The sequence below is a fragment of the Pseudomonas sp. LM13 genome (genome assembly GCF_041381355.1).
GTDB lineage: Bacteria > Pseudomonadota > Gammaproteobacteria > Pseudomonadales > Pseudomonadaceae > Stutzerimonas > Stutzerimonas frequens.
Map to the genome: position 1 here is coordinate 38870 of NZ_JACBXH010000008.1, position 23640 is coordinate 62509.

A 23640-nucleotide genomic window follows, 5' to 3' on the forward strand; every position below is an offset into this window, starting at 1 on the left:
GGTACGGGCAGAAAGCCGGCCAATCTACCGGAGTAGCGAAGACCCGAGCAATGCTGGCCCGGCCGGCCGCTCTCGGACCAACAACGTTGCTCGGCAATCTGGCGTGCCTTTTCCCCCGACGAGCGCCGGAATGGGCGCCGACGGATTCTTCATCCGCTTGGCTGGCGTATCATGTCGGCTGTTTCGCAATGGTGCCCCGATGAAATTCGTAATCGCCCTGTTCGCCCCGCCCCACTCGCCGGCCGCGCGTCGCGCGCTGCGCTTCGCCGAAGCCGCGCTGTCTGGCGGCCACGAGATCAGCCGCCTGTTCTTCTATCAGGACGGCGTGCACAGCGCCTCGGCGAACATCGTCGCGGCCCAGGATGAGCTGGACGTGGCGGCCGAATGGAGTCGTTTCGTCAGCGCTAACCAGCTGGACGGCGTGGTCTGCATCGCCGCGGGTTTGCGGCGCGGCGTGCTCGATGCCGGCGAAGCGCAGCGTTATCAGCGACCCGCGGCCAACCTTGCAGCCGGCTGGGAGCTGTCCGGCCTGGGCCAACTGCATGAAGCGGCGCAGCAAGCCGATCGACTCGTCTGCTTCGGAGGTCATTGATGGCGCGTTCCCTGCTCATTATCAGCCGCCAGGCGCCCTGGTCCGGCCCATCCGCCCGCGAGGCGCTGGACATCGTGCTGGCGGGCGGCGCCTTCGAGCTGCCGCTGGGAATGCTGTTCCTCGACGACGGCGTATTCCAGCTCGCCGCCGCGCAGCAGGCGGCATCCGTCGAGCAGAAGGATCTGACTGCGAATCTGCAGGCACTGCCACTGTTCGGCATCGATGCCCTGTTCGCCGCACGACGCAGTCTCAGCGAGCGCAACCTCGCCGAATCGGCGCTGGCACTGCCGGTCGAGATCCTCGACGATGCCGGCCTGCGCACCCTGATCAACCGCTACGACCATGTGATCACGATCTGATGGCTACTTTCCACCTGCTTTCTCATTCGCCGTTCAGCGACAGCCGCTTCGCCAGTTGCCTGCCGCTGCTGGGCGACGCCGACGCCCTGCTGTTGACCGGTGACGCCACCTATGCGCTACAGCCTGGCAGCCAACCGTGCCAAGCGCTGGAGCAGCTGCCCGAGCAGGTCGCGCTGTTCGCCCTGGAAGAGGACGTTCAGGCACGCTCTATCGCCGCCCTGCCGCCGCGCGTCCAGCTGCTGGACTATCCCGGCTTCGTCGAACTGACCTGTCGCTATCCGCGGGTCAACAGCTGGTTATGAGCCTGATCGTCGAAGGGCGCGAAATCGCGCTGGACAAGGACGGTTTTCTGGTCGATCTGAGCGACTGGAACGAAGCCGTGGCCGAGGCCCTGGCGGCCCGGGAAGAGCTGGAGCTGGAAGACGAACACCGCGAAGTGCTTCGGCTGCTGCGCGAGTTCTACGCCGAATTCCAGCTGTCGCCGGCTACGCGCCCATTGATCAAGTACACCGCGCTCAAGCTGGGGCCCGAAAAGGGCAACAGCATGCACCTCAACCGCCTGTTCAAGGGCACGCCCGCCAAACTGGCCGCCAAGCTGGCGGGGCTGCCGAAACCGAGCAATTGCCTATGAACCTCGAAACTCCAGCCGAACACCCATTCGCCGTATATGTGCGCATCCTTGGCAAAGGCAAGCGTGGCGCCCGCGACCTGACGCGTGAAGAAGCCCGCGAAGCCATGGGCATGCTGCTCGACGGCAAGGTCGAGGAGGCCCAGCTCGGTGCTTTCCTCATGTTGCTGCGGCACAAGGAGGAAAGCGCCGACGAGCTGGCCGGCTTCACCGAAGCGGTACGCGAACGGGTGCAGGCACCGACGATGGCCGTCGACCTCGACTGGCCAAGCTACGCCGGCAAGAAGCGCCACCTGCCCTGGTATCTCTTGGCAGCCAAGTGCCTGGCAGCCAACGGCGTGCGCATCCTCATGCACGGCGGTGGCGCCCACACCGCCGGGCGCATCTACAGCGAACAGCAGCTTGAGCTGCTGGGCATCCGTGGCTGCGAGAACTGGCATCAGGTCAGCGCTGCACTGGACCAAAGCAATCTCGCGTTCATTCCGCTGGGTGCCTGGATGCCCGTGCTGCAACGCATGATCGACATGCGCAACCTGCTCGGCCTGCGCTCGCCAATCCACTCGCTGGCGCGCCTGCTCAACCCGCTGGGTGCGCGTTGCGGGCTGCAGAGCATCTTCCATCCCGGCTATCAGGATACCCATCGCCAGGCCAGCACATTGCTCGGCGACCACGCCATCGTCATCAAGGGCGAAGGCGGTGAGGTCGAGATGAATCCGGACAATATCTCCCATCTTTACGGCACCACTGGCGGGCTGCCCTGGGACGAAGAATGGCCGGCATTGTCGGAGCGCCGCCATGTGAAACCGGACCAGCTGGACCCTCGGCAGCTACTGGCCGTGTGGGAAGGACGCGAAGAAGATGCCTATGGCGAACTCGCCGTGATCGCCACCATGGCCCTGGCTCTGCGAGGCCTTGGCGCGACACGGGACGCAGCTTTCGAGCAAGCGCGTGATTACTGGCACAGCCGCCATTCATCGATTTAAGCGATAGGATTAACCCGCCATTCGGTCACATCGATCGAACGATGCTTCCTAGACTGGCCTCCTATTCCGTAACAGGAGGGCACCATGGGACTACTGATCGATGGCCAGTGGCACGACCGCTGGTACGCAAGCCGCGACGGCAAATTCGAACGCGAACAGGCCAAGCGCCGGCACTGGGTCACCCCCGACGGCGCGCCCGGGCCCGACGGCCAGGGTGGCTTCAAGGCCGAGGCAGGTCGCTACCATCTCTATGTTTCACTCGCCTGTCCATGGGCGCACCGCACGCTGATCTACCGCAAGCTCAAGGGCCTCGAGCCGCTGATCGATGTCTCGGTGGTCAGCTGGCTGATGGCCGAGCACGGCTGGACCTTCGACAAGTCCACCGGCTCCAGCGGCGACGCATTGGACGACCTCGACTACCTGCATCAGCGCTACAGCCGTGACGATCCGAAGTACTCGGGCCGGGTCACCGTTCCCGTTCTGTGGGATCGCGAGCGCCAGTGCATCGTCAACAACGAGTCGGCCGAGATCATCCGCATCTTCAATGACGCGTTCGACGAGCTGACCGGCTCTACGCTGGATTTCTACCCGGAGGCGCTGCATGGCGAAATCGACGCACTGAATGCGCGGATCTATCCGGCGATCAACAACGGGGTCTACCGCGCAGGTTTCGCCACGACTCAGGACGCCTACGAGGAAGCCTTCGACGACCTGTTCCGCGAGCTCCACTGGCTGGAACGACGCCTGGGCAAGCAGCGCTACCTGACCGGGGAGTACCTGACCGAAGCCGACTGGCGCCTGTTCACCACCATCATCCGCTTCGATGCGGTGTATCACGGCCATTTCAAGTGCAATCTGCGCCGTATCGAGGATTATCCGAACCTGTCGAACTGGCTACGCGAGCTGTACCAGTGGCCGGGGATTGCCGAGACCGTGGATTTCACCCACATCAAGAACCACTACTACGCCAGCCACCGGCAGATCAACGCCAACGGGATCGTCCCGCAAGGGCCACTGCTCGGCCTGGATCGTCCACACGATCGCGAGCGGCTACCGGGACGCGGGATATGGTCGCGCTAAAGCCAAGTCCTTTGCCGCGGATCAGGCGCGCAACACTGCGCTGATCATCCCTGTCCCTAGCTTGCCGTACCGTGCTCGAGCATATGGCACATGGCGGTCTTCAGTTTCATCGGCCGCACCGGCTTGTGCATCAGCATATGGCCGAGCTCGCGGACCTGCTGCTTGAGCTCGTTGCTGTAGTTGGCGGTAATCATCAAGGCCGGGAGCGGGCTGGCGCGCCGCGCATTGACGGTAGCCACCACGTCAATGCCGGTGTGGCCGTTGTCCAGGTGGTAATCGGCGATCATCAGATCGGCCTCGGCGTGGAAGTTGTCAACCTGCCGCGCCAGGTCTTCCTCGGACAGCGCCGTGATCACCTTGCAGCCCCAGCCTTCCAGCAGCGTGCGCATACCCGCACAGATCGCCGTGTCGTTATCCAGCACCCACACCCGGGCGCCCTGCAGCCGCTGCAGCACCAGCTCCGTAGTGCTCGGCTCCGGCCTCGCCTTGGGCGCGCGTTTGGCCAGCGGTACGTCGATGGCGAAGCACGAGCCTCGCCCCGGATGCGAACTGACCCGGATGCGATGGCCGAGCATGCGCGCGATCTTGTCGACGATGGCCAGACCCAGACCGAGGCCGCGATCCTGATTCGGTCGCACGCCCTCCCCGCGCTTGAACTCCTGAAAGATTTCCTCGAGCTTGTCCGAGGCGATGCCGACGCCGGTATCCCAGACCTCGATGGACAGGCTCTGCCGGTGCCGGCGACAGCCCAGTAGCACGCGTCCGTTGGGCGTGTAGCGAATCGCGTTGGTCAGCAGATTGCGCAGGATGCGCGCCAACAACTGGATATCGCTGCGCACCAGCGCCGAACAGGGAATGAAGTCCAGCTGCAGCTGCTCGGCCCCGGCGATCTGGCGAAACTCCATGGCCAGGTTTTCCAGCAGCTCACTGACAGCGAACGGGGCGATATCCGGTTTGATCACGCCGGCATCCAGCTTGGAAATATCCACTAGCGTGCCGAGCAGGTTTTCCACGTCCTCCAGTGAATTGCTGATGTTGCGGATTAGCCCGCCGCTGGACGTGCCCGGCTGTTCCAGCAAGGCGCTGGTGAACAGCCGCGCGGCATTGAGCGGCTGCAGCAGGTCATGACTGACCGCGGCAAGGAACTTGGTCTTGGACAGGTTGGCCACTTCCGCCTCGCGCTTGGCTTCGCGCAGCCGCGCCTCGACATGGCTGCGCTCGTCGATCTCGCGCAGCAGCTGGTCGTTGAGGCTGGTCAGCTCGGCAGTGCGCTCACGCACCCGCTGTTCGAGATTCTGATAGGCCTGGTGCAACGCCTCGGCGGTGCGCCGGCGGTCGGTGATGTCCTGAATCAGCACGAAGATGCCGGCCACCTCGCCATTGGCCTGCCGGTTCGGCACGTAGGAGCGCAGCATGTAGCGCTGCTGGCCGGCATGGTTGCGCTCGGCCATCTCGAAGCTGACGCTTTCGCCCGACAATGCCCGGTCGATGTACGGCTCCAGTTGCCGCCAATGCTCACCGCTGTGCACCTCGCGCAGCGACTGGCCGAGCATGCCGTCGCTGGGCCAGCGATACCATTCCTCATAGACCTTGTTGGTGAATTCATAGGTGAGATCGGCCGACACATAGGCGATCAACGCCGGCACATGGTCGGTGATCAGGCGAATCCAACGCTCGCTCTCGCGCAGCGCCTCGGCATGGCGGTAACGCTCGGTGATGTCGGTGAAGGTATTGACGAAGCCGCCAGTGGGCAGCGCGTGGGTACGAATTTCCAGCACGCGGCCGTCGAACAGGCGCTGTTCCAGCTCGCGAATCGGCCGGCCGCGGGCGTCACGGCTGTTGGGTGTGAGCAGGGTCAGCTCGCTGTCGGCCATGACCTCCTCGAACGGCCGATGTGCCTCGATCGGCGCCAGCCCGCAGAGTTCGAGGAAGCGCCGGTTCCACAGCTCCAGTGCACCCTCGGCGCTGACCATCGCCACGCCCTGGGACAGGTTGTCCACCGCACGCTGCAGCAGCCGCGACTTCTGCGCCAGCGCCTGCTCGCGGCGCATGGTTTCGCTGACCTTCACCTCGGTGATGTCGGTGTAGAGAATCACCAGGCCGCCTTCGCGGGTCGGGCGCTCGCTGACCTGCACCCAGCGCCCGTTGTTCAGGCGGTACACCGTGGGCTCATCGCCCTTGCCGCGATGCTCCTCGACGATCAGCCCGGTGCTTTCCGCCAGCCGCCGCACCTCTGCCAGCCGCGTACCGGCGTTGATGCGCGCGCGCGTGCGCGTCCATAGCGACTTGAAGCGGCGGTTGAACAGGACGATGCGCTGGTCGCGGTCGAACAACACGAACGCATCGGAAATGCTCTCGATGGCATCGACCAGGTGCTGGTGCGCCGTTTCCGCGCGCAACCGTGCATCGCTGAGCAGCTGGTTGCTGCCCTTGAGCTCGGCCATCGCCTGATTCAGCGCATCGGTGCGCTCGCGCACTTGCTCGGCCAGTTCCACGGAGTGTTGGAAGGCGGCGTAGGAGGCATCGCGGCCGGCACCGCTGGATTCGACGCGTTCGATCAGCGCGGCGTTGATGCGCTTGAGCTTGAGGTTTTCGCGCTCGAGTTCGGCCTGGCGCGCCAGCAGCTCAGCGACCTGCCCGGCCTCCCGGTCGGCCAATGGCGACGCCGGTGAAGGTCTGGTTGATATGCATGCCATTGAACTGCTCTCCGTAGGTGTTGAAGCCGATCACCTGCTGGCGTCGGAGAAAAGCCGAGGTCTGTTCGCTGGTATCGTTGGCCTCGATTTCCAGGCGGCGAAGGAAGCAATCACAGCCGATCGTGAGCAGCGGTGGGCCGAGGCGCTGTTCCAGTCGCTCAAATAACGCTTCCAGGTTCGGCATCAGCGGCCCCGGCTCCATGGCGGTCAGCACGATGCCGTTCTCCACGGCGCAATAGAAGGTCAGGCTCATGTCCTCGTTGACCTTCTGAATCGAACGCACGTAGTAGTGCTCATTGATTCGCACCGCCAGCGGATGGGCGGCGAACAGCCGATGATCGAGATCGCTGACCGGCACGCCGATCAGCCGTGCGTATTCCTCGGCGGCCGGCTCGGCGTTCAGCTCGTAGACCCGTCGACTGGTACTGTCGGCGCGGGTCACCACCAGCTTGTCTTCGAGCGGCAGGATGTGGTGAGTGGTGAACACCTCGAAATCCAGCCAGGTGTTGATCAGCACCACGATGGCCGCACCGCTGTAGAAGCGGCCGTCGTAATAGACGTAGGTGTCGCTCAGATGATTGTCGTCGCCGGCCGAACCGCCGAAATGCGGAATGCTGCCGAAGGCCGCGCTGAGCGCGGACAGCACCACCTCCTCGCGGCTTGACAGTCCGTCGAGCAGCGTCAGCGCGAAGCTGTGATCCTTGATCGGCGCCAGCGAGTTGCTGCGACAGTCACTGCCCAGACGCTCCACCAGCTGCTGCGCCTCGATCAGGCTGAAGCGATCCATCTCGTCTATCAGCTCGCAGGCGATGGAAAAGCTCCGATGGTCGAAGCCGACCGCCGTCACGCAGCTGCGGCCGTATCCTTGGGAGGTGATCTCGCCCGCCGAGGTGCAACCGACCAGACGCACACCGCCGAAGTACTGGCGCAGTGCATCGCCCAGCGCCGGAAGATCGTATTCTGCCGAACAGAAGAACAGCACGAAGCCCAGATGCGGATGCATCAGCTGGCGCGCCAGGTCCTGGGCCACCGTCTCGGGCAGCCGAGCCTCGGACATCGCGGTGCGGATAACTTCGCCTTGTTGTTCGGTCACGCACGATACCCCGCACCACCTGAATCGGATGACCCCATTCTTGGCCAGGGCATATGGCCCGAAAATGCTACTTGAGTACCGGTAAAGGCCTGCCTAGGTAGCATCGCGACGAAACAACGCGGGCTAGCAACAGTTCCGCTGTCGACAGTGCTCGTCTCAGCCTGTCAGATAGCGAAAAAAGGCTGACCCCCTCGCGGGGGCCAGCCTTTCAGGATGCAGCGGTTGCTCTGCATCGAGGGCGTGGGGACGATCAACGTACCTACCACTGCATCGCAACGGATGACGCGACCTACGGTTCGGCTGCCATCCGCGCCCTGTACTCAGCTTAGAAGCTCAGCGCGGCACCCACTGCGAAGGTGCGGGTTTCTTCGTCAAACCGGTCGGTGTCCTTGCCTTCAATCTCGAGCTGGTTCAGCTCGGCGACCAGCTTCAGATTGTCGTTGACGTCGTGGAACAGCGCGATACCGCGGGTTTCATAGTCAGCTGCGGTGCCTAGCCCATTGCCGTCATCCTTGGTCTTGCCGTAGGACAGCGCCACGCGGTTCTTGCCGAAACGATAGGAGCCTTGCAGCAGGTAGCCGTCGCTGTCAACTTCGCGCAGCTGCGCCTCGCCAGCGTTGTTGGTGTAGAACGGGTTGATGCCTTCGGCCTGGAAGCCCGAGGCGGTCAGGGAAAGATTGCCCATCTTCGCCTGCACGCCGTAGCCGACGCCCTTGGAGTCGACCTCCTCGACTGTGCTGTCGGTATTGTCCGAGCTCTGCTGCATGCCGTTGACCCAGGTGTAGAACTGGGTGCCGCCAAGGTCGAACTGGTAAGTGATTTCGGTTTCGAAGCGTGGTGCTTCCTGATAGGCCTCATCCAACGCAGTGCTTGCATCGTCGGTAGTATCCACCGGATCCATGATGCCTGCGGCGATACGCAGGCCGTTCATTACCGGCGAGCGGTAGGTGATCTGCGAGGTCGGGAACGGGTACGGGTAGCCGGTGCCAATGTTGCCGAAGGATACGCCCCCAAAATCGACCAGGCCGAGCACGTCGCTGACCTGGCCGTAGCCGGTGAGCATCTCGTCGAGCAGGATGTTGGAGCGGGCGAACAGGCCGAAATCCTTACCGAACAGCACTTCGCCCCACTGCTCGTTCGATGCGGTGCCGTAGAACTGACGAACGTCAATTGCTGTGGCGGTGCCATTGGTATCGCTATCGTTGATGGTCACCCAGAAGGACGAGCGACCACCGAGCTTCAAATCGTCGATCTGCTTGCCAAAATTGAAGCCGATGTAATTAGGCAGGAAGCCCATCTTTACCCGCGACTGCTTGCGATCAAACTGATCACCGGTGCGGTCCACATCACTGTTGACGTAGAAGGTGTTGAAGTAGCCGTCGGTCGAAAAGGTCATGTCGTTCTGATCGTACAGCACGATCTCGGCCAGGGCAGTCTGGCTGATCGACATGGCGACGGCACTGGCCAGGGCCAGCGGCAGCAGTGTTCTAGTGGCTTTTTTGTTGTTGTGCATGGCGCTCTCCGCTTATGGACGACGTAGGGGTCGTGTCGGAGGCGATTATCGAAACGGTCTCGGCGTCCCCATACGCTGCGATAGCGGCGAAAGGCTAGTACTTTCGCCGCGGTCCTGGTCTTGCGCGCAAAGCATGCCCTCCCCCACACCCACCGAACGAACCATGGGTCTTACACCCAAAGCAGTGCCGGACACCGACTGCCATGCAGTGGCGATGAACTGAATCGACGGAAAGAGAGACGAGCTGATATCAGCGCTGTAGCCAGCGCGCATCCGGCGCATCGGTGTTGGCAATGACTCGCCAACCGCCTGCGGCACTGCGCAGCGCCTGCAGCTGTGCGGCGATGTCCCGGAGCTCCTGCGTCTTCATCGCGGCGGCGACAGCAGCCGGATGCTCCGGACCCAACCCGGCCAGTTGGGCTTGCCAGTTATCCTCGGCGCGGCGACGCAAATCCTGGGTCGAGCCGCCTGCCGAGTCACCGCCAGACGCGAGCGCGTCTGCCCCGGCAGAGTCCAGGGCGTCGTCGAAGGAGCAGAGAAACTCCTCGATGTGCCGCAGAATTTCCGCAGCCGAAGCCGTCGGCGATTGCACGGCGAAAACGATACCGGCGTGCTCACCGAACTGACGGAAGCCGGAGAACACCGCGTAGCCCAGCTGCAATTCGCTACGCAAGCGGCGAAAGAACGCCCCTTCCATCAGCAGGGCCAGCTGCCGCCAGCCGGCCTCGATGGCGATTGAGCGTGTCGGCAACGGACAGAACAGCACCAGCGCGGTTTCCTCGCCAGGGTCGCCGAAGCGAGACCAGAGGTAGCGCGCGGAAGTGTCTCCTAGCGCACCTACGACAGCGACCTCGGGCACGCCTGGCAGCGCTTGCAGAACATCCTGCAGCGGCCCACTCAGCGCTGCGGGCAGCCCCATGACCAAAGCATCCCAGTGCGCATGCCGCCAGGCGCCGGCGAGATCGGCCTCGCCTTCGGCTACCCCACTTTCGTTTGCAGTCCGCTCCAGCAGTAGTGGCAGACGCCGCATCAGTTGGCGAATCAGGAGCTCGTCGGCGGAAGGCGACCGGGCCTCATCGAACAGGCGTAGGCCTTCGCGCACGGCATCCGGCGAAGGCGCCCGCAGTACCGGAAGCAGGTCTTGCAGCACGAGTGGCAGCGCTTCGGCATAGCCGAACAGCGCCAGACACCAGCTGCGGCCAAAGTCTTCGAAGCGCACCTCCACCCCTGCCTGCACCGCAGCCGCAAGGTAGGGCCGCAACGCCGACCGCACTATGTGCCAAAGACACTCGCCAGGAGCGTGCGGGGCAAAGCGCCAGCGAAGGTAAAGCGCAGCCTGCCCCCCTGAATCAGCGGCAGGTTCCAGCCAGCACAAGCTCGGCGGCAATACCGATGCCACGCGTGGCGTCGGTCGCTCCGTCAGCCAGCGATTGGCCGCGGGGAGGCGCCAGGGCCAGGTGCGCGGCTCCATCTCCGGCAGCGGCTCGTGCCCCAGCGCCAGGGTGAAGCCGCCATGCGCAGCGGAACAGTCAATTTGTTGCCCATCGGCCCCGTCGGTAACTGTCAGCACGATTGGCGGCTGGCTCTGCAACCGTGAGCCCAGGGCCACGAACGCGCGCTGCACGCCAGCGCTCTCGATGGTTGGTCGCCAGGCAGCGGGATCGATCCAGTAGCGCAGGCGCGCCAAGGGCTCCTTGACCAGCAGGCCTCGTTCGCGGATACGCACGAAGTCATCCCAGAGCCTGCCCCAGTCAGCCTGCTCGGTCATGAAGCACAGCCATTCGCGGACCGCCGCGACGATCTGCGCACGGGCGGCCATGCCTTGGCCGGTCAGCTGCAACTCCAGGCTGATCACGCCCTGATTTTCATGCCAGTAAGGCACGCGCAACGTCGCCGTTTCGCACCAGCCTGTCTCGCGCAGCGTGGCCAGCAGGCTATCGGGCGCCTGTGATGTCAGCCAGGTGCCAAGGAGATCCAGCGCCACGCAGGTTGCATCCGGCATCTGGTCCAGCGAGAACGCCAGAATCAGGCAAGGACGAGCGTTGGTGACCATCAGCCTCAGCGAGGCACCGCAACCGGCGGGCAGTGGAGGGACCGTTCGCCGGACCGGCGGCGCAGCGGGCAGCCGGCATTCGCTGCAGTCGAGATAGGCCTGCAAGACCTCGATGCTGCACGGCGCCGCGACCAGCAGCTCCATCTGCCCCGCATGATAGAAGCGTCGATGGTAGTCGCGCAGTGCCTGCTGGAAAGCCGGCTCTTCCACGGGCAGGGTTTCGCGATTGCCGGCGTGAAAAGCGCTGAACGGGTGCGATTCCAGCGCGGTACCGATTGCGGCATCGCTGAGGGTTTCCCGGTCGCGGCCGCGCGCGAGGAACTCCGCTTGCAGGACTTCCCGCTCACGTAATTGCGCCGCCGGGTCGAGCAGCGGACGGGCCAGCATTTCGAGCAATCGCTTGAGCGCCTCGCCAAACGCATCGGCGGGGACCTGGAAGAAATAATCGGTGTGCCGCTCGCGCGTCGACGCATTCAGCTGGCCGCCACAGCCCTGCACGAAAGGCATCAGGCTCCGATCCTGCGGGTAGGCTTCACTGCCGAGAAATAGCAGGTGCTCGAGAAAGTGCGCCAATCCCGGGTACTGTTCGGGCGCGTCATGCGAGCCGGCGTGCACACGCACCAGCGCGGCGGCCTGGCTGCCGGTTGGTAGCGCGATGAATCCCAGCTGCAACTCGCCGGGCAGCGTCACTCGCTCGGGAGGTAAGGAGGTCGGCAGGCCGCTCGCAGTCATGGTTCACCCTGGGCGCGGAACGCGCTCGTAGCGATCAGGTATCCAGCTGGCCGGCAAGGAACTGCCGTAGCCGCCGTTGCATCAGCTTGCCGGAGTTGCCCAGGCAGGCTATCGGTGATCCGGTCAGGGCTTCACGGGCCAGCTCAGCCGCCTCGCCAGCCAGCGCCAGCGGGCAATCGATACCGAGCGACAGCTTGTTGAGCTGACGCAACTGCGCTTCGCGATGGGGAACGTTGGAAAACAGCACCAATGCCTGCGGTTTCATCTTGTCGCAGACCAGCGCCAGTTCCTCAAGGGGCTGGCCAATGGGCAACACGCTGACAGCCAGGCTGTCGCCACTCAGCATCAACCCGGTGACCAGCAGTTCCAACTCGCGGCCCTGCCCCGGCATGGCTGCGAGCAGGACGCGCTCGGCAGAGTGAATACGTGAGAGTTGCAAGCGTTGCAGTACGCGGGCCCGCAGGAACGCATCGAGAAACAGCCACTCGCTGGTGCGGCCGAACTCGTCCTGTCGCAAAAGCAGCTCCTGCCAGATAGGCAGCAGCACATCCTGAAACACCACCGTCGGCGGATAGGTGGAGAAAATCTGACCGTAGAGCTGCTCCAGACGAGTCTCATCGAAGCTGCTTACCGCCTCGCGCAGCTGCTCCTGCCACTCGCCCCACTCGTTGTTCGCCGCGACGACCGGCTCGTCGGCATCACGCCCAGCCGCACTGCGGGCGAGGATGCTACCGACCTTGCTGACCGCCACGCCTCGCTCGGTCCAGGCGAGGATGCTGCGCACCGCCTCCACGTCGGCCATCGAGTAGAGACGATGGCCACTATCGGTGCGGGTAGGCCGGATCAGGCCATAGCGACGTTCCCATGCCCGCAACGTGACCGGATTGACACCGGTCAGTCGCGAAACCTCGCGTATGGGGAACAGGTCCTGCTGATTGAAGGCATTGGCAGCGAGGGTCGAAGCGCCGGAAGAATCGGTCATGAGGGCGGCTCGTTCGAAAAGAGTGCAGCGATTGTAACTCAGCGTTTCCCGACATACCCTCTACAAACATTGTACAAACGTGAGATGCGATGAAATGTCGCCCGATTTGCCGCTGACGCTCTTCGTTGATCGCAGCTGCCCGCTCTGCGCGCGCGAGGTGCGCTGGCTGGAGCGCCAGGCAGACCCCGCGAAGCTCCTGCTGGTGGATATCAGTGCACCGGACTTCAACCCGGACGGCCTCGGGTGCGAGCTGAACCAGCTACAGCGGCGCCTGCATGCACGCAGCGCCAGCGGCCAGTGGCTGACCGGCGTCGACGCGACCTACTGGAGCTGGCGGCTGGCCGGGCATGGCGTCTGGGCCGCCCCGCTCGGTTGGCGGCCACTGCGCCCATTGCTACTGCTGGCCTACTGGCTGTTCAGCCTGGCGAGACCGCACCTGGACTGGCTGCCGCATCCCGACGGTGCCAGCCGCTGCGGCACGCAATGCAATCTTGCCGGCAAACCGCATGAGATGTCGGGGAGAGCCGACAAGCTGGACTAACCTTCTGCACGCAACGGCACCGGCAGACCTGCCTCGGGCTCACTGCAACCGGGGCGACCGATCATCTCGTCATGGCTGACCACCTGACGCCAATAGACTTCACGCACACCCACGCCGCGCAAAACCCGCTTCAGGCTGCCCTGATCAGGCCAGACGCTACGCTCACCTTCGGCAAACTGCCGTCGCTGGCCCTGTCGGTCGATCACCCAGACGCTGTATCCGCAGCAACGCAAGCCATGCAGCTCGACCCGTGCGACTTTTCCCCTGAGCAGCGCTAAACACAACCCGAACCTGGATAGCTTCTTCACCGCCGATTCCTTTACAGATCTCCCGATTTGCACAACGCAGGCCGGTGCAGGCAGCGCTGGGATGCCCGCCCCTAGGCTTATGCTCGTTGAAGCGCAGCGTATTCCTATACATTTAGTTGTACAAGATTATATCTTCGTATAGCTTTATCGGCACCAGCGCTTCGCTTCCAAGCGCGCCCACCAACGCAAGCGCGTTTCACAAAGGAATTCGTCATGAACGATCTATCTGGTCACTACCGCGAAATACTGTCCGGCCTCGGCGAGAACCCGGAGCGTGAAGGCCTGCGCGACACCCCGCTGCGCGCGGCCAAGGCCATGCAATACCTGTGTGGTGGTTACCAGCGCAGCCTTGAGGAAATCGTCAACGGCGCGCTGTTCGCTTCGGACAATGACGAGATGGTGATCGTCAAGGACATCGAGCTCTACTCGCTGTGTGAACACCACATCCTGCCTTTCATCGGTAAGGCACACGTGGCCTACATCCCTACCGGCCGCGTGCTCGGGTTGTCGAAGGTCGCGCGGATCGTCGACATGTTCGCCCGCCGCCTGCAGATCCAGGAAAACCTGACCCGCCAGATCGCCGAGGCCATCCAGGAAGTCACCGGCGCGGCTGGCGTCGCGGTGGTCATCGAGGCCAAGCACATGTGCATGATGATGCGCGGCGTCGAGAAGCAGAACTCGGTGATGAACACCTCGGTGATGCTCGGCGCCTTCCGCAGCTCCTGCAACACACGCATGGAATTCCTCCAGCTGATCGGGCGGGGCCAGTGATGCCGCGCCTGGAACCCGGTATGGCGCGCATTCGCGTAAAGGACCTGCGCCTGCGTACATACATCGGCATCAACGAGGACGAGATCCTCAACCGACAGGATGTGCTGATCAATCTGACGATTCTCTACGGCGCCGTAGAGGCGGTGCGTGAAAACGACATCGAGCAGGCGCTCAACTACCGCACCATCACCAAATCGATCATTCGTCATGTCGAGCAGAACCGTTTCGCGCTGCTCGAGCGCATGACCCAGGAAATCCTCGACCTGGTGATGGTGCACCCAGCGGTGTGCTGTGCCGAGGTGGAAGTCGACAAGCCCCATGCGCTGCGCTTCGCCGACTCGGTATCGATAACCCTGGCGGGAAGCCGCTGAGTCCGTGCCATGAGCCGCCGCCCGCTGATCGCCCTGCTCTGCACGCTGTGGCTGCTGCCCGCCGTCGCGTCAGCCAGCTGGCGCGAGGTGCTGCCCGACGCCCGGCTGGTGGGCGAAGGCCAGCTGCGCTTCTTCGGTTTTCGCATCTACGATGCACGACTGTGGAGCCCCACGAGCCCGCTGCGACCGCAGACGCCCTTCGCCCTGGAACTGACCTACCACCGCGCCATCAGCCGTGACGACTTCGTTCGTACCAGTCTGGAAGAAATCCAGAGGCTGGCCGGCGCAACGCTCGACTCCACGCAGCTTCGCCAGTGGCGTGTCGAGATGCAGCAGGCCTTCGTCGACGTCACGCCGGGCGAACGCATCACCGGGGTCTACCTGCCCGGCCAGGGCTGTCGGTTCTACGTCAACGACCGCCTACATCACGAGGTGGCGGATCCGCTGTTCGCCGATGCCTTCTTCGCCATCTGGCTCGATCCACGCAGCCGCGACCAGAAACTGCGGCGCAACCTGCTGGGTGAGCCGTGAAGAACAGGGCGCTGGCAGCGTACGGCGTACTCGGCCTGCCGTTGGCAATGGCCATGCTGCCGATCTACGTACTGGTGCCGAATTTCTATGCAGCGGACCTCGGGCTTGGGCTCACGTTGACCGGTGCCGTGTTGTTCCTAGCGCGGCTGCTGGACACCGTGCAGGACCCCTGGCTCGGTCGCCTGATCGATCGCCGCTCGCCGCGCGGCTGGACCGCCCTGCTCGCTGCTGCCGCCGCGCTGCTGAGCCTGGCTATGGCGGCCCTGCTGATTCCACCGGGCGGCCTTGGCACCTTCGCGCTCGCCGCATGGCTGGGTGGTTTGCTGGCACTCACCTACACCTTGCACAGCTTGGTCAACATCACCTATCTGGCCTGGGGCGCCCGGCTATCCGATCACCCCAACACCCGGACCCGGGTCGCCGCCTGGCGCGAAGGCGCCGGGCTTTTCGGCGTGGTGCTGGCCAGCGTGCTGCCGAGCGCGATAGCGAATCGATACGGCATGGCGACCGGGCTCGCTGCGTTCGCGGTGACCTTCGCCGTACTGCTTTACATCGGCACCGGAGCGCTGCTGTTCGCCGCGCCTCGACCGCAGCGAGCCGTACGCGCCGATACTGGCAACTGGCGACAGCCATTGCGCAACCCGGCCTTTCGACGGTTGGCGGGCGTGTATTTCATCAATGCGGTCGCCGTGGCAATTCCCGCCACGCTGGCGCTTTTCTTCATTGCTGATCGCCTGCAACTGGCTCGCTTGACCGGACTCTTCCTGGCGCTCTACTTCGTCAGTGGCGCCCTTGGCCTTCCACTCTGGACCCGCCTGGCCGATCGCATCGGCAAACGACGCAGCTGGCGGATCGGCATGCTCACCGCCTGCGCCGCGTTTATCTGGGCGGTGCTGCTGGAACCCGGTTCCGCGTGGGCCTACGGGGCGGTATGCATCCTTTCCGGCCTCGCCCTCGGGGCGGACCTGGCGCTGCCACCGGCACTGCTGGCCGACATCATCCCGGTCGATGAGCGCGACTCGACCGCTGCCTACTTCGGCCTGTGGAGCTTTCTCGCCAAGCTGGCGCTGGCACTCGCCGGTCTCGCTCTGCCATTGCTGGCGCTAAGCGACTACCAACCGGGCATTGCGGCCGGCTGGAACCTTGCGCTGGTCTACGCCGGCCTGCCCTGCCTGCTGAAGCTGCTGGCGGCGCGGCTGCTCACATCCCTGCCCTGCGGAGAAACGCAACCATGAAAAAGCTATTGATCCTGGCTTGCTGCCTGATGTTGCTCAGCTGCACCGCCGTCGACGTCGAACACTACCGCAACGAGGAACCGCAGCTGGATCTGCGCCGGTACTTCGTCGGCACGGTGGATGCCTGGGGCATGTTCCAGAAGCGCTCCGGCGAGGTGGTCAAGCGCTTCCATGTCGAGATCGAAGGCAGCCTTGATGGCGACAAGCTGATCCTCGACGAACAGTTCCGCTACAGCGACGGCACCACCCAGCAACGCGTCTGGACCCTGACCGAGGAACGCCCCGGACACTGGCGCGGCACGGCCGCAGACGTCGTCGGCGAAGCCGTTGGTGAAGTGGCCGGCAATACCCTGCGCTGGCGCTACATACTCAGCCTGCCGGTGGATGGCAAGGTTTACGACGTACACCTGAACGACTGGATGTACCTGATCGACGAAAACACGCTGGCCAACCGTTCGTTCATGAGCAAGTTCGGCGTTGAGGTGGGCCAGGTCACGCTGTTTTTCCGCAAGCGCGGTGATTGAACGAGCCGCATGGCAGGGCACTGATTGGGTCAAGTTGTTCTAGAATGCGCCGCATGACCCTTCAGGATGTCGCCACATGATCAACGCCAAGCTGCTGCAACTGGTTATCGAAGCCTCCAACGATGGAATCGTGGTCGCCGAGCAGGAGGGCGACGACAACATCCTGATCTACGCCAACCCGGCGTTCGAGCGGCTGACCGGCTACGCGGTGGACGATATCCTCTACCGCGACTGCCGCTTCCTGCAGGGCGACGACCGCGACCAGCCGGGCCTGCAGGCCATCCGCGAGGCGGTGAAGAACAACCAGCCGTGCCGTCAGATCATCCGCAACTACCGCAAGGACGGCACACCATTCTGGAATGAGCTTTCCATCACGCCGGTGTTCAACGAGGCCGATCAGCTGACCTACTTTATCGGCATCCAGAAGGACGTCACCGCCGAGGTGGACGCACTACAGCGGGTCGAAGCGCTCGAGGCAGAGATCCGCGAACTCAAGGCCCAACTCGGTCAGGCCTGAACCACCCACACACGCCCCTCCCGGCGCGCCGCGCCCGCAGCGCGCCCCGCGCCCTTTCTCCCAGTTACCGTCCGGTCGCTTGACTGTGGAATAATGGCAGATAGCCATTTCACCAATCCTGATGTGGGTATGCATACCCTAGGATGATGTCTTGACCCTAAATTCCGTTGTACAAAACGCGGTCATGCTGCTCGCTCTCTGCTGGCTGCTCGCGTTCACCACCCGCAGCTGGAACCGGAGCGGTCAGCTCTCTGCACAATTGCTTGCCGGGCTCTGGTTCGGCAGTGCCTGCATCATCGGCATGCTGATGACCAGCGTCAGCGAGACCGGCATCATTCTCGACGCGCGCACCGTGGTGCTGAGCATGGCCGGCCTGTTTGGCGGGCCACTGGTGGCTGCCATCGCCGGCACGCTGGCGGCCGCCTATCGCCTGTGGCTTGGTGGGCCCGGCGTAGTCCCGGGAATCGCCAATATTCTGCTGCCGATCGCGCTCGGGCTGGCCTACTGCTGCGCGTATCGCAAGCGCCTGTTCGGCATCGGCTTCTGGCAGCTGCTCGCCTTCGGCGTGCTGCTGCATCTGGGTGTGCTGGCGCTGGTAGCGTTGATGGCACCCGGCGACCTCGGGCCCGCTGCGGTGCGAGAAATCGCCGTGCCGGTACTGCTGGCTCTGCCCCTCGCGACCGCAATCCTCGGCGTACTGCTCAAGGACCTGCTCGAACGCAGCCAGATCGAACAGGCACTCAGGCTGAGCGAAGCGCGGCTGCGCGCCATCGGCCAGGCAATCCCCGATCCGCTGCTGGTGGTCGACGAGGACGGCCATTGCCTGGAGGTCATCTGCTCCGAACGCAACCTGCTGTATGGCGACGCCATCCGGCTGCGCGGCAAGAAGGTGCAAGAAGTGATGCCAGAGGCAGAGCAGCAGCGCTTTCTTGACTTCATCCAGCAGACGCTCGAAAGCGACACGCCTCAACTAATGGAATACAGCCTGCCGACACGGGTGGGTCAGCGCGTGTTCGAAGGCCGTGCGCTGCCTCTGGAGCAACCGCCAGGATACAAGCGCGCGGTGGTCTGGCTGAGCCGCGACATCACCGAGCTGTTCAACACCGAACTGGAGCGGCGGATTGCGGCGATTGCCTTCGAGTCCCAGCAAGGCATGCTCATCACCGACGCGCAGAACCGGATTTTGCGCGTCAACGGCGCTTTCACGCGTATCAGCGGCTTCACACCCGAAGAAGCCATTGGCAACACTACCGCCCTGCTCGCTTCCGGCAAGCACGGCCGCGAGTTCTACCGGGCGATGTGGACCAGCATCGAGACGACCGGGGCCTGGGAAGGCGAGGTTTGGAATCGGCGCAAGAGCGGCGAGATCTATCCCGAGTGGCTGACGATCAGCGCTGTGCGCAATTCCCTTGGCGAGGTGACGCACTATGTGGCCGCCTTCACCGACATCACCGATCGCAAGGCGGCCGAAGAGCGTATTCACAACCTCGCCTTCTATGACCCACTCACCGGCCTGCCCAATCGTCGGCTGCTGCTGGATCGGCTGCACCAGGCAATGGCCGCCAGCCGGCGAAACGGCGAACTCGGCGCCCTGATGTTCATCGATCTGGACAACTTCAAGAACATCAATGATCTGCATGGCCATCAGACCGGCGACCAGGTGCTGCGCCTGGCTGCCGAGCGCCTGCACAAAGAGGTTCGCGGCAGCGATACCGTGGCTCGACTGGGCGGCGACGAGTTCGTGGTAATGCTCGAGAATCTCGGCCCCGACCCGTTACAGGCGGCCTCGCAGGCCGAACACATCGGCATGAAGCTGCTCAGTTCGCTGGATTTACCGTACCGTATGGACAACCTCGGTCTCTACAGCAGCGCAAGCATCGGCGTGGTGCTGTTCGGCACGGAGAGCAGCACCAGCGACGAACTGATGAAACGTGCCGACATGTCGATGTATGAAGCCAAGATATCCGGCAAGAACGCCTTGCGCTTCTTCGACCCGCGCATGCAACTGGCCGTGCAGGAGCGTCTGCGCCTGGAGGATGAGATCCGCCAGGGCTTGAAGAACGGCGAGTTCATCCTGCACTTGCAGCCCCAGCTGGAACAGCACGCGGGCATCGTCGGCGCCGAGGCACTGGTGCGCTGGCAGCATCCGCAGCGCGGGCTGCTCGCGCCCGGTGCATTCATCGCCCAGGCCGAACACGCCGGGCTGATCCATGCGCTGGACCAACAGGTGCTCGGCAAGGCCTGCGAACAATTGGCACTCTGGGAGAAACAACCGGCGTTCGCCGGGCTTACCCTTTCAGTGAACCTGAGCGCGCATCTGCTCTATCAGGACAGCTTTGTCGCCAACCTGCTCGAACTGTTGCGAAGCAGCGGTGCCAATCCGTCCAGGCTCAAGCTCGAACTGACCGAAACCCTGCTGCTGGACAACATGCCCGAGGCGATCGCCCGCATGACGCAGCTCAAGCAGCACGGCATCCGCTTCGCCATTGACGACTTCGGTACCGGCTATTCGTCGATGAGCTATCTGCAGCAACTGCCGCTGGATCAATTGAAGATCGACCAGACCTTCATTCGCGGCCTGCCCGAAGATGCCAGCAGCCTGACCATCGTACGCGCCATCTGCGCCCTGGCAGCCGGGCTTGGGCTGGAAGTCGTCGCCGAAGGGGTCGAAAGCGAGGCCCAGCGGACAGTGCTGCTCGGCAACGGTTGTCACCGTTTTCAGGGTTATCTGTTCGGAAGACCGATGGCGATGGACGAGTTCGAGCGAATGTTCATCGATCACGTGGCCTGAGCGGCACCGCCGGGCAATAAAAAGGCGCCCGGGCGGGCGCCTTCTGGCACGGGCTCAAAGCGCGAGGGGCGCACGGCCGCAGAGCTTGACCAGTGCCTGCACCCAGGCTTCATGGGTATTCAGGCAGGGCACCAGCACCAGTTCGTCGCCGCCGGCCTCGGTGAACTGCTCACGCCCGCGGTCGCCGATCTCCTCCAGGGTCTCGATGCAGTCGGACACGAATGCCGGGCACATCACCAGCAGCTTCTTGACGCCCTGCTCGGCCAGTTCGTCCAGTCGCGTCTCGGTGTACGGCTCGATCCACTTGGCGCGGCCCAGACGCGACTGGAAGGACACCGACCACTGATCGTCGCGCAGACCGGCGCGAGCGGCGAAGCCCGCCGCGGTACGCATGCACTGTGCGCGGTAACAGCTGGCCAGCACTTCACCTTCGGCGCGCTGACAGCAGTCGTCGCCCTTCAGGCAGTGCGCGCCGGTGGGATCGCTCTTGTGCAAGTGCCGCTCCGGCAATCCGTGGAAACTCAGCAGCAGGTGATCGAACGGCTGCTCAAGGTGCGAACGGGCGCTGGCCACCAGCGCTTCGAGGTACTCGGGCTCTTCATAGAACGGCTGCAGGATCGACAGCTGCACGCCCAGATCATGTGTGCGGACGACCCGTCGCGCTTCCTGAATGACCGTGGTGGTGGTGCTGTCGGCGAACTGCGGATACAGCGGCGCCAGGGTGACCTGAGTGATGCCCTGGGCCGCCAGGCGCTTCAGTGTGCTTTCGATGGACGGTTCGCCGTAACGCATCGCCAGCTCCACCGGTCCCTGCGTCCAGTGCGGACGGACCGCCTCCTGCAGGCGTCGGCTGAGCACCACCAGTGGCGACCCCTCCGGCCACCAGATGGAGGCGTAAGCATGCGCCGATTGTTCGGGGCGCTTGATCAGAATGAGTGAAACCAGCAGGCGCCGCAGCGGCCAGGGCAGATCGACCACATAGGGGTCCATCAGGAACTGGTTGAGGTAGCGGCGTACATCGGCGACTTCCGTGGAGGCCGGCGAACCCAGATTGACCAACAACAACGCCTGCTCTGTCATGCAACTTTTCCAACGACTGATGATTAGGATTGACGCCCGGCTCCAAGCGGCAGGCGCGCTATTTTCACACAGGGCCTCGCGTTCAGCGATGCGTCAAGAGATCGGCAAGCGCCTGATCCAGCTCGGCGAAGCGAAAGCGGTAGCCTTCGTCCTGCAGCTTTTTCGGCAGCGCGTGCTGGCCACCGAGCAACAAACCCGCCAGCTCCCCGAGGGTCGCCTTCAGCACAACCGCCGGCACCGGCAAGCACGTCGGCCGATGCAGGCACCGCCCAAGGCTGCGGGTGAAGTCGGCGTTGCGCACCGGCGCCGGCGCGCAGGCATTGTAGGGGCCTTCAGCGGTCGGCTGCCGCAGAACAAAATCAATCAGACCGATTTGATCTTCGATATGGATCCAGGGCATCCACTGTCGGCCGCTGCCCAGACGCCCGCCCAACCCCAGCCTGAAAGCCGGTAGCAGCCGATTCAGGAAGCCACCGTCGCGAGCGAGGACCAGCCCGGTACGCACCAGCGCCACGCGGATGCCCAGCACCGACGCTTCCATCGCCCGCTCCTCCCAGGCGCTGCACAGCTGGCTGGCGAAATCCGCGGTGACCGGCTGATCGGCCTCCGTCAGGCGATGCTCGCCGCCGTCACCGTACCAACCGACTGCAGAGCCGGAGATCAGCACGGCCGGCTTCTGCTCACGCTTGCCCAGCCAGTCGACCAATTGCTCGGTCAACTTCACTCGGCTATCCCAAAGCAGCGCCTTGCGTGACTTGGTCCAGAGCCGATCAGCGATCGGTGCCCCGGCCAGATTGATCACTGCGTCCAGCTGCACCCTGTCGAGCTGTTCAAGACTGCCAACGCCCTGGACCTCGGCGCCGCACAGCCGGGCGACGCGATCCGGCGTACGGCTCCAGACCCACAGTCGATGCCCCTCCGCCAACCAGCGCCGGCAAAGTGCTCGGCCAATCAGTCCGGTACCGCCAGTCAACAAGATATTCATGGTGAGCTCCTGTGCGATGCAGCCGCGCCCAACGGACAGCTACATTCAGCATACACCTATACAGACGAATGAAAACGTACAGCACTTTAGCCCTCACACCCCTGCCTTTCGCCGCCTCAAGACCCGTCTTCCGATCAAGACCGGCCCTCGCCAAATCGCTCCAGCGAAGACGGGACGACGGCACCAGACGTGTTCGACGGTTACTTTGTACAGGAAAGACAGCTTACTTGTACATCTGATATTGACTTGTACAACACCTGCAATATGATGACCTCAAGTTGTACATCAATCCTGTTTGTACAAGTGAGGTACGTCATGCACACCACACTCCCCACGCCCAAGATCGGAATCAGCGCCTGCCTGCTGGGCAATCCGGTGCGCTTCAACGGCGGCCACAAGGAATCGCGTCTGTGCAGCGAAACCCTCGCACAGCACTTCGAATTCGTGCCGGTGTGCCCTGAAGTGGCTATTGGGCTCGGTACGCCGCGCGAGCCTATTCGGCTGGTAGGTGACACCGAAACGCCGCGGGCGGTAGGCACCGTTCGACCCGAGCTGGACGTGACCGATGCACTGGCCGCCTATGGCCGGCAGATCGCCGAACAGCCGCACGACATCAGTGGCTACATCCTGATGCAGAAGTCGCCGTCCTGCGGCATGGAGCGAGTGAAGGTCTATGCCGCCAACGGCCATACCCTGCCCGGTGGCGGCACCGGCGTGTTCGCCCAGGCGCTGATGCAAGCGCGGCCGGACCTGCCAATAGAGGAAGACGGCCGGCTGAACGATGCCGTGCTGCGCGAGAACTTCCTGACCCGCGTCTACGCCTACGCCGACTGGCAGCGACTGCTGCACGGTGGACTGACGCGCCGCGCCATCGTCGACTTCCACTCCCGGTACAAGTACCAGCTGATGGCCAGCAATCCGTTGCAGTACAAGGCCCTCGGCCGGCTGGTGGCGAACCTGGCCGAGCACGATCTGGACGAATTCGCCGCGCGCTACTTCAGCCAGATGATGCAGGCGCTGAAGAAGCCTGCCACCCGCGGCACGCACTGCAACGTGCTGTTGCATCTGAGCGGCTACCTGAAGGATGCCCTGGGCTCCGAGGATCGCCGCGAGATGCGCCACCTCATCGATCAATACCGCGCCGGGGTGATTCCGCTGGTGGTGCCGCTGACGCTGCTCAAGCACCACTTCCGCCGCCATCCCGATCACTACATCGCGCGCCAGGCCTACCTGCAACCGCACCCGGAAAGCCTCAGCCTGCGCAACGGAATCTGA

At 63.8% G+C, this 23640-nt stretch carries 23 protein-coding genes; 15 read left to right on the plus strand and 8 right to left on the minus strand.

Features of this window, described 5'->3' with window-relative positions; translation table 11 throughout:
- Positions 1-199 precede the first annotated feature (199 nt).
- The 6 genes from tusD to HZR81_RS08270 all read left to right on the plus strand — a co-directional run bounded on the left by tusD (position 200) and on the right by HZR81_RS08270 (position 3642).
- A complete protein-coding gene (gene tusD, locus HZR81_RS08245) occupies positions 200-592 on the plus strand; it encodes a sulfurtransferase complex subunit TusD (protein WP_110778992.1) in 393 nt (130 codons plus the stop codon).
- Positions 592-951, plus strand: coding sequence for a sulfurtransferase complex subunit TusC (gene tusC / locus HZR81_RS08250; RefSeq protein WP_152481242.1), 360 nt, complete (start codon positions 592-594; stop codon positions 949-951). Before tusD ends, tusC begins: the two co-directional genes overlap by 1 nt.
- Positions 951-1253 carry a sulfurtransferase complex subunit TusB gene (tusB, locus tag HZR81_RS08255; protein WP_500127801.1) on the plus strand — a complete coding sequence of 101 codons (303 nt, stop codon included), beginning with the start codon at positions 951-953 and terminating at the stop codon, positions 1251-1253. Before tusC ends, tusB begins: the two co-directional genes overlap by 1 nt.
- Positions 1250-1582, plus strand: a complete 333-nt coding sequence (locus tag HZR81_RS08260; RefSeq protein WP_053527036.1) for a TusE/DsrC/DsvC family sulfur relay protein — start codon at positions 1250-1252, stop codon at positions 1580-1582. The genes tusB and HZR81_RS08260 overlap by 4 nt, the downstream gene beginning before the upstream one ends.
- Positions 1579-2562 carry a glycosyl transferase family protein gene (locus HZR81_RS08265; RefSeq protein WP_500127802.1) on the plus strand — a complete coding sequence of 328 codons (984 nt, stop codon included), beginning with the start codon at positions 1579-1581 and terminating at the stop codon, positions 2560-2562. The genes HZR81_RS08260 and HZR81_RS08265 overlap by 4 nt, the downstream gene beginning before the upstream one ends.
- A gap of 84 nt (positions 2563-2646) precedes the next feature.
- Positions 2647-3642, plus strand: a complete 996-nt coding sequence (locus tag HZR81_RS08270) for a glutathione S-transferase family protein (protein ID WP_500127803.1) — start codon at positions 2647-2649, stop codon at positions 3640-3642.
- A gap of 56 nt (positions 3643-3698) precedes the next feature.
- Here the strand turns inward: HZR81_RS08270 and nahK are convergent, their stop codons facing one another.
- From nahK to HZR81_RS08295, 5 genes are all read right to left on the minus strand, one after another.
- Complete coding sequence (gene nahK / locus HZR81_RS08275; protein WP_102841198.1) at positions 3699-6338, minus strand: hybrid sensor histidine kinase/response regulator NahK/ErcS'; 2640 nt, start codon at positions 6336-6338, stop codon at positions 3699-3701.
- Positions 6268-7431, minus strand: coding sequence for a nitric oxide-sensing protein NosP (nosP, locus tag HZR81_RS08280; protein WP_110777174.1), 1164 nt, complete (start codon positions 7429-7431; stop codon positions 6268-6270). Before nosP ends, nahK begins: the two co-directional genes overlap by 71 nt.
- Positions 7432-7756: 325 nt before the next feature.
- Positions 7757-8944 (minus strand): porin, encoded by a 1188-nt coding sequence (locus HZR81_RS08285; RefSeq protein ID WP_500127804.1) that lies wholly within the window; start codon positions 8942-8944, stop codon positions 7757-7759.
- Positions 8945-9194: 250 nt separating this feature from the next.
- Positions 9195-11729 (minus strand): pyrroloquinoline quinone biosynthesis protein PqqF, encoded by a 2535-nt coding sequence (pqqF, locus tag HZR81_RS08290; protein ID WP_500127805.1) that lies wholly within the window; start codon positions 11727-11729, stop codon positions 9195-9197.
- Between the two features lie 34 nt (positions 11730-11763).
- Entirely contained in the window at positions 11764-12711 is a 948-nt protein-coding gene (locus HZR81_RS08295; protein WP_110777177.1) for a MerR family transcriptional regulator, read from the minus strand.
- A gap of 94 nt (positions 12712-12805) precedes the next feature.
- Here HZR81_RS08295 and HZR81_RS08300 point away from each other — a divergent pair, with 94 nt between their 5' ends.
- Positions 12806-13252 (plus strand): thiol-disulfide oxidoreductase DCC family protein, encoded by a 447-nt coding sequence (locus HZR81_RS08300; protein ID WP_152481235.1) that lies wholly within the window; start codon positions 12806-12808, stop codon positions 13250-13252.
- Here the strand turns inward: HZR81_RS08300 and HZR81_RS08305 are convergent.
- Positions 13249-13560 carry a DUF6482 family protein gene (locus HZR81_RS08305; RefSeq protein ID WP_500127806.1) on the minus strand — a complete coding sequence of 104 codons (312 nt, stop codon included), beginning with the start codon at positions 13558-13560 and terminating at the stop codon, positions 13249-13251. The genes HZR81_RS08300 and HZR81_RS08305 overlap by 4 nt on opposite strands.
- Before the next feature lie 213 nt (positions 13561-13773).
- Between HZR81_RS08305 and folE the strand changes: the two genes are divergently transcribed.
- From folE to HZR81_RS08340, 7 genes are all read left to right on the plus strand, one after another.
- Positions 13774-14331 carry a GTP cyclohydrolase I FolE gene (gene folE / locus HZR81_RS08310; protein ID WP_063543190.1) on the plus strand — a complete coding sequence of 186 codons (558 nt, stop codon included), beginning with the start codon at positions 13774-13776 and terminating at the stop codon, positions 14329-14331.
- Positions 14331-14702 carry a dihydroneopterin triphosphate 2'-epimerase gene (folX, locus tag HZR81_RS08315; protein ID WP_500127807.1) on the plus strand — a complete coding sequence of 124 codons (372 nt, stop codon included), beginning with the start codon at positions 14331-14333 and terminating at the stop codon, positions 14700-14702. Before folE ends, folX begins: the two co-directional genes overlap by 1 nt.
- Positions 14703-14711: 9 nt before the next feature.
- The gene (locus HZR81_RS08320; protein ID WP_063543194.1) at positions 14712-15233 is read left to right on the plus strand and encodes a chalcone isomerase family protein; all 522 of its coding nucleotides are present in this window, start codon (positions 14712-14714) and stop codon (positions 15231-15233) included.
- Positions 15230-16468 (plus strand): MFS transporter, encoded by a 1239-nt coding sequence (locus HZR81_RS08325; RefSeq protein WP_200599677.1) that lies wholly within the window; start codon positions 15230-15232, stop codon positions 16466-16468. Before HZR81_RS08320 ends, HZR81_RS08325 begins: the two co-directional genes overlap by 4 nt.
- Positions 16465-16992, plus strand: coding sequence for a DUF3833 domain-containing protein (locus tag HZR81_RS08330; protein ID WP_500127808.1), 528 nt, complete (start codon positions 16465-16467; stop codon positions 16990-16992). Before HZR81_RS08325 ends, HZR81_RS08330 begins: the two co-directional genes overlap by 4 nt.
- Positions 16993-17068: 76 nt before the next feature.
- On the plus strand, positions 17069-17509 hold the full coding sequence (locus HZR81_RS08335; protein ID WP_500127809.1) for a PAS domain-containing protein: 441 nt from the start codon (positions 17069-17071) through the stop codon (positions 17507-17509).
- 151 nt (positions 17510-17660) lie between these two features.
- The gene (locus HZR81_RS08340) at positions 17661-20300 is read left to right on the plus strand and encodes an EAL domain-containing protein (protein WP_500127810.1); all 2640 of its coding nucleotides are present in this window, start codon (positions 17661-17663) and stop codon (positions 20298-20300) included.
- A 54-nt stretch (positions 20301-20354) separates the two neighbouring features.
- On the opposite strand, the gene hemH is transcribed toward HZR81_RS08340, so the two are convergent.
- Together hemH and HZR81_RS08350 are read right to left on the minus strand one after the other, a co-directional pair.
- Positions 20355-21380 (minus strand): ferrochelatase, encoded by a 1026-nt coding sequence (gene hemH, locus HZR81_RS08345; RefSeq protein WP_500127811.1) that lies wholly within the window; start codon positions 21378-21380, stop codon positions 20355-20357.
- Positions 21381-21462: 82 nt separating this feature from the next.
- On the minus strand, positions 21463-22365 hold the full coding sequence (locus HZR81_RS08350) for a TIGR01777 family oxidoreductase (protein WP_500127812.1): 903 nt from the start codon (positions 22363-22365) through the stop codon (positions 21463-21465).
- Between the two features lie 315 nt (positions 22366-22680).
- Here HZR81_RS08350 and HZR81_RS08355 point away from each other — a divergent pair, with 315 nt between their 5' ends.
- Positions 22681-23640, plus strand: coding sequence for a YbgA family protein (locus HZR81_RS08355; RefSeq protein ID WP_500127813.1), 960 nt, complete (start codon positions 22681-22683; stop codon positions 23638-23640).

Excerpts from the sequence above, each read along its gene's own strand:
- HZR81_RS08260 (WP_053527036.1), top strand. The coding sequence starts at position 1,250 with ATGAGCCTGATCGTCGAAGGGCGCGAAATCGCGCTGGACAAGGACGGT.
- HZR81_RS08335 (WP_500127809.1), top strand. The coding sequence starts at position 17,069 with ATGATCAACGCCAAGCTGCTGCAACTGGTTATCGAAGCCTCCAACGAT.
- folE (WP_063543190.1), top strand. The coding sequence starts at position 13,774 with ATGAACGATCTATCTGGTCACTACCGCGAAATACTGTCCGGCCTCGGC.
- tusB (WP_500127801.1), top strand. The coding sequence starts at position 951 with ATGGCTACTTTCCACCTGCTTTCTCATTCGCCGTTCAGCGACAGCCGC.
- HZR81_RS08320 (WP_063543194.1), top strand. The coding sequence starts at position 14,712 with ATGAGCCGCCGCCCGCTGATCGCCCTGCTCTGCACGCTGTGGCTGCTG.
- HZR81_RS08330 (WP_500127808.1), top strand. The coding sequence starts at position 16,465 with ATGAAAAAGCTATTGATCCTGGCTTGCTGCCTGATGTTGCTCAGCTGC.
- HZR81_RS08355 (WP_500127813.1), top strand. The coding sequence starts at position 22,681 with ATGCACACCACACTCCCCACGCCCAAGATCGGAATCAGCGCCTGCCTG.
- HZR81_RS08270 (WP_500127803.1), top strand. The coding sequence starts at position 2,647 with ATGGGACTACTGATCGATGGCCAGTGGCACGACCGCTGGTACGCAAGC.
- folX (WP_500127807.1), top strand. The coding sequence starts at position 14,331 with ATGCCGCGCCTGGAACCCGGTATGGCGCGCATTCGCGTAAAGGACCTG.
- pqqF (WP_500127805.1), bottom strand. The coding sequence starts at position 11,729 with ATGACTGCGAGCGGCCTGCCGACCTCCTTACCTCCCGAGCGAGTGACG.
- HZR81_RS08285 (WP_500127804.1), bottom strand. The coding sequence starts at position 8,944 with ATGCACAACAACAAAAAAGCCACTAGAACACTGCTGCCGCTGGCCCTG.
- HZR81_RS08300 (WP_152481235.1), top strand. The coding sequence starts at position 12,806 with ATGTCGCCCGATTTGCCGCTGACGCTCTTCGTTGATCGCAGCTGCCCG.
- nahK (WP_102841198.1), bottom strand. The coding sequence starts at position 6,338 with ATGGCATGCATATCAACCAGACCTTCACCGGCGTCGCCATTGGCCGAC.
- tusC (WP_152481242.1), top strand. The coding sequence starts at position 592 with ATGGCGCGTTCCCTGCTCATTATCAGCCGCCAGGCGCCCTGGTCCGGC.
- tusD (WP_110778992.1), top strand. The coding sequence starts at position 200 with ATGAAATTCGTAATCGCCCTGTTCGCCCCGCCCCACTCGCCGGCCGCG.
- HZR81_RS08265 (WP_500127802.1), top strand. The coding sequence starts at position 1,579 with ATGAACCTCGAAACTCCAGCCGAACACCCATTCGCCGTATATGTGCGC.
- hemH (WP_500127811.1), bottom strand. The coding sequence starts at position 21,380 with ATGACAGAGCAGGCGTTGTTGTTGGTCAATCTGGGTTCGCCGGCCTCC.
- HZR81_RS08295 (WP_110777177.1), bottom strand. The coding sequence starts at position 12,711 with ATGACCGATTCTTCCGGCGCTTCGACCCTCGCTGCCAATGCCTTCAAT.
- HZR81_RS08350 (WP_500127812.1), bottom strand. The coding sequence starts at position 22,365 with ATGAATATCTTGTTGACTGGCGGTACCGGACTGATTGGCCGAGCACTT.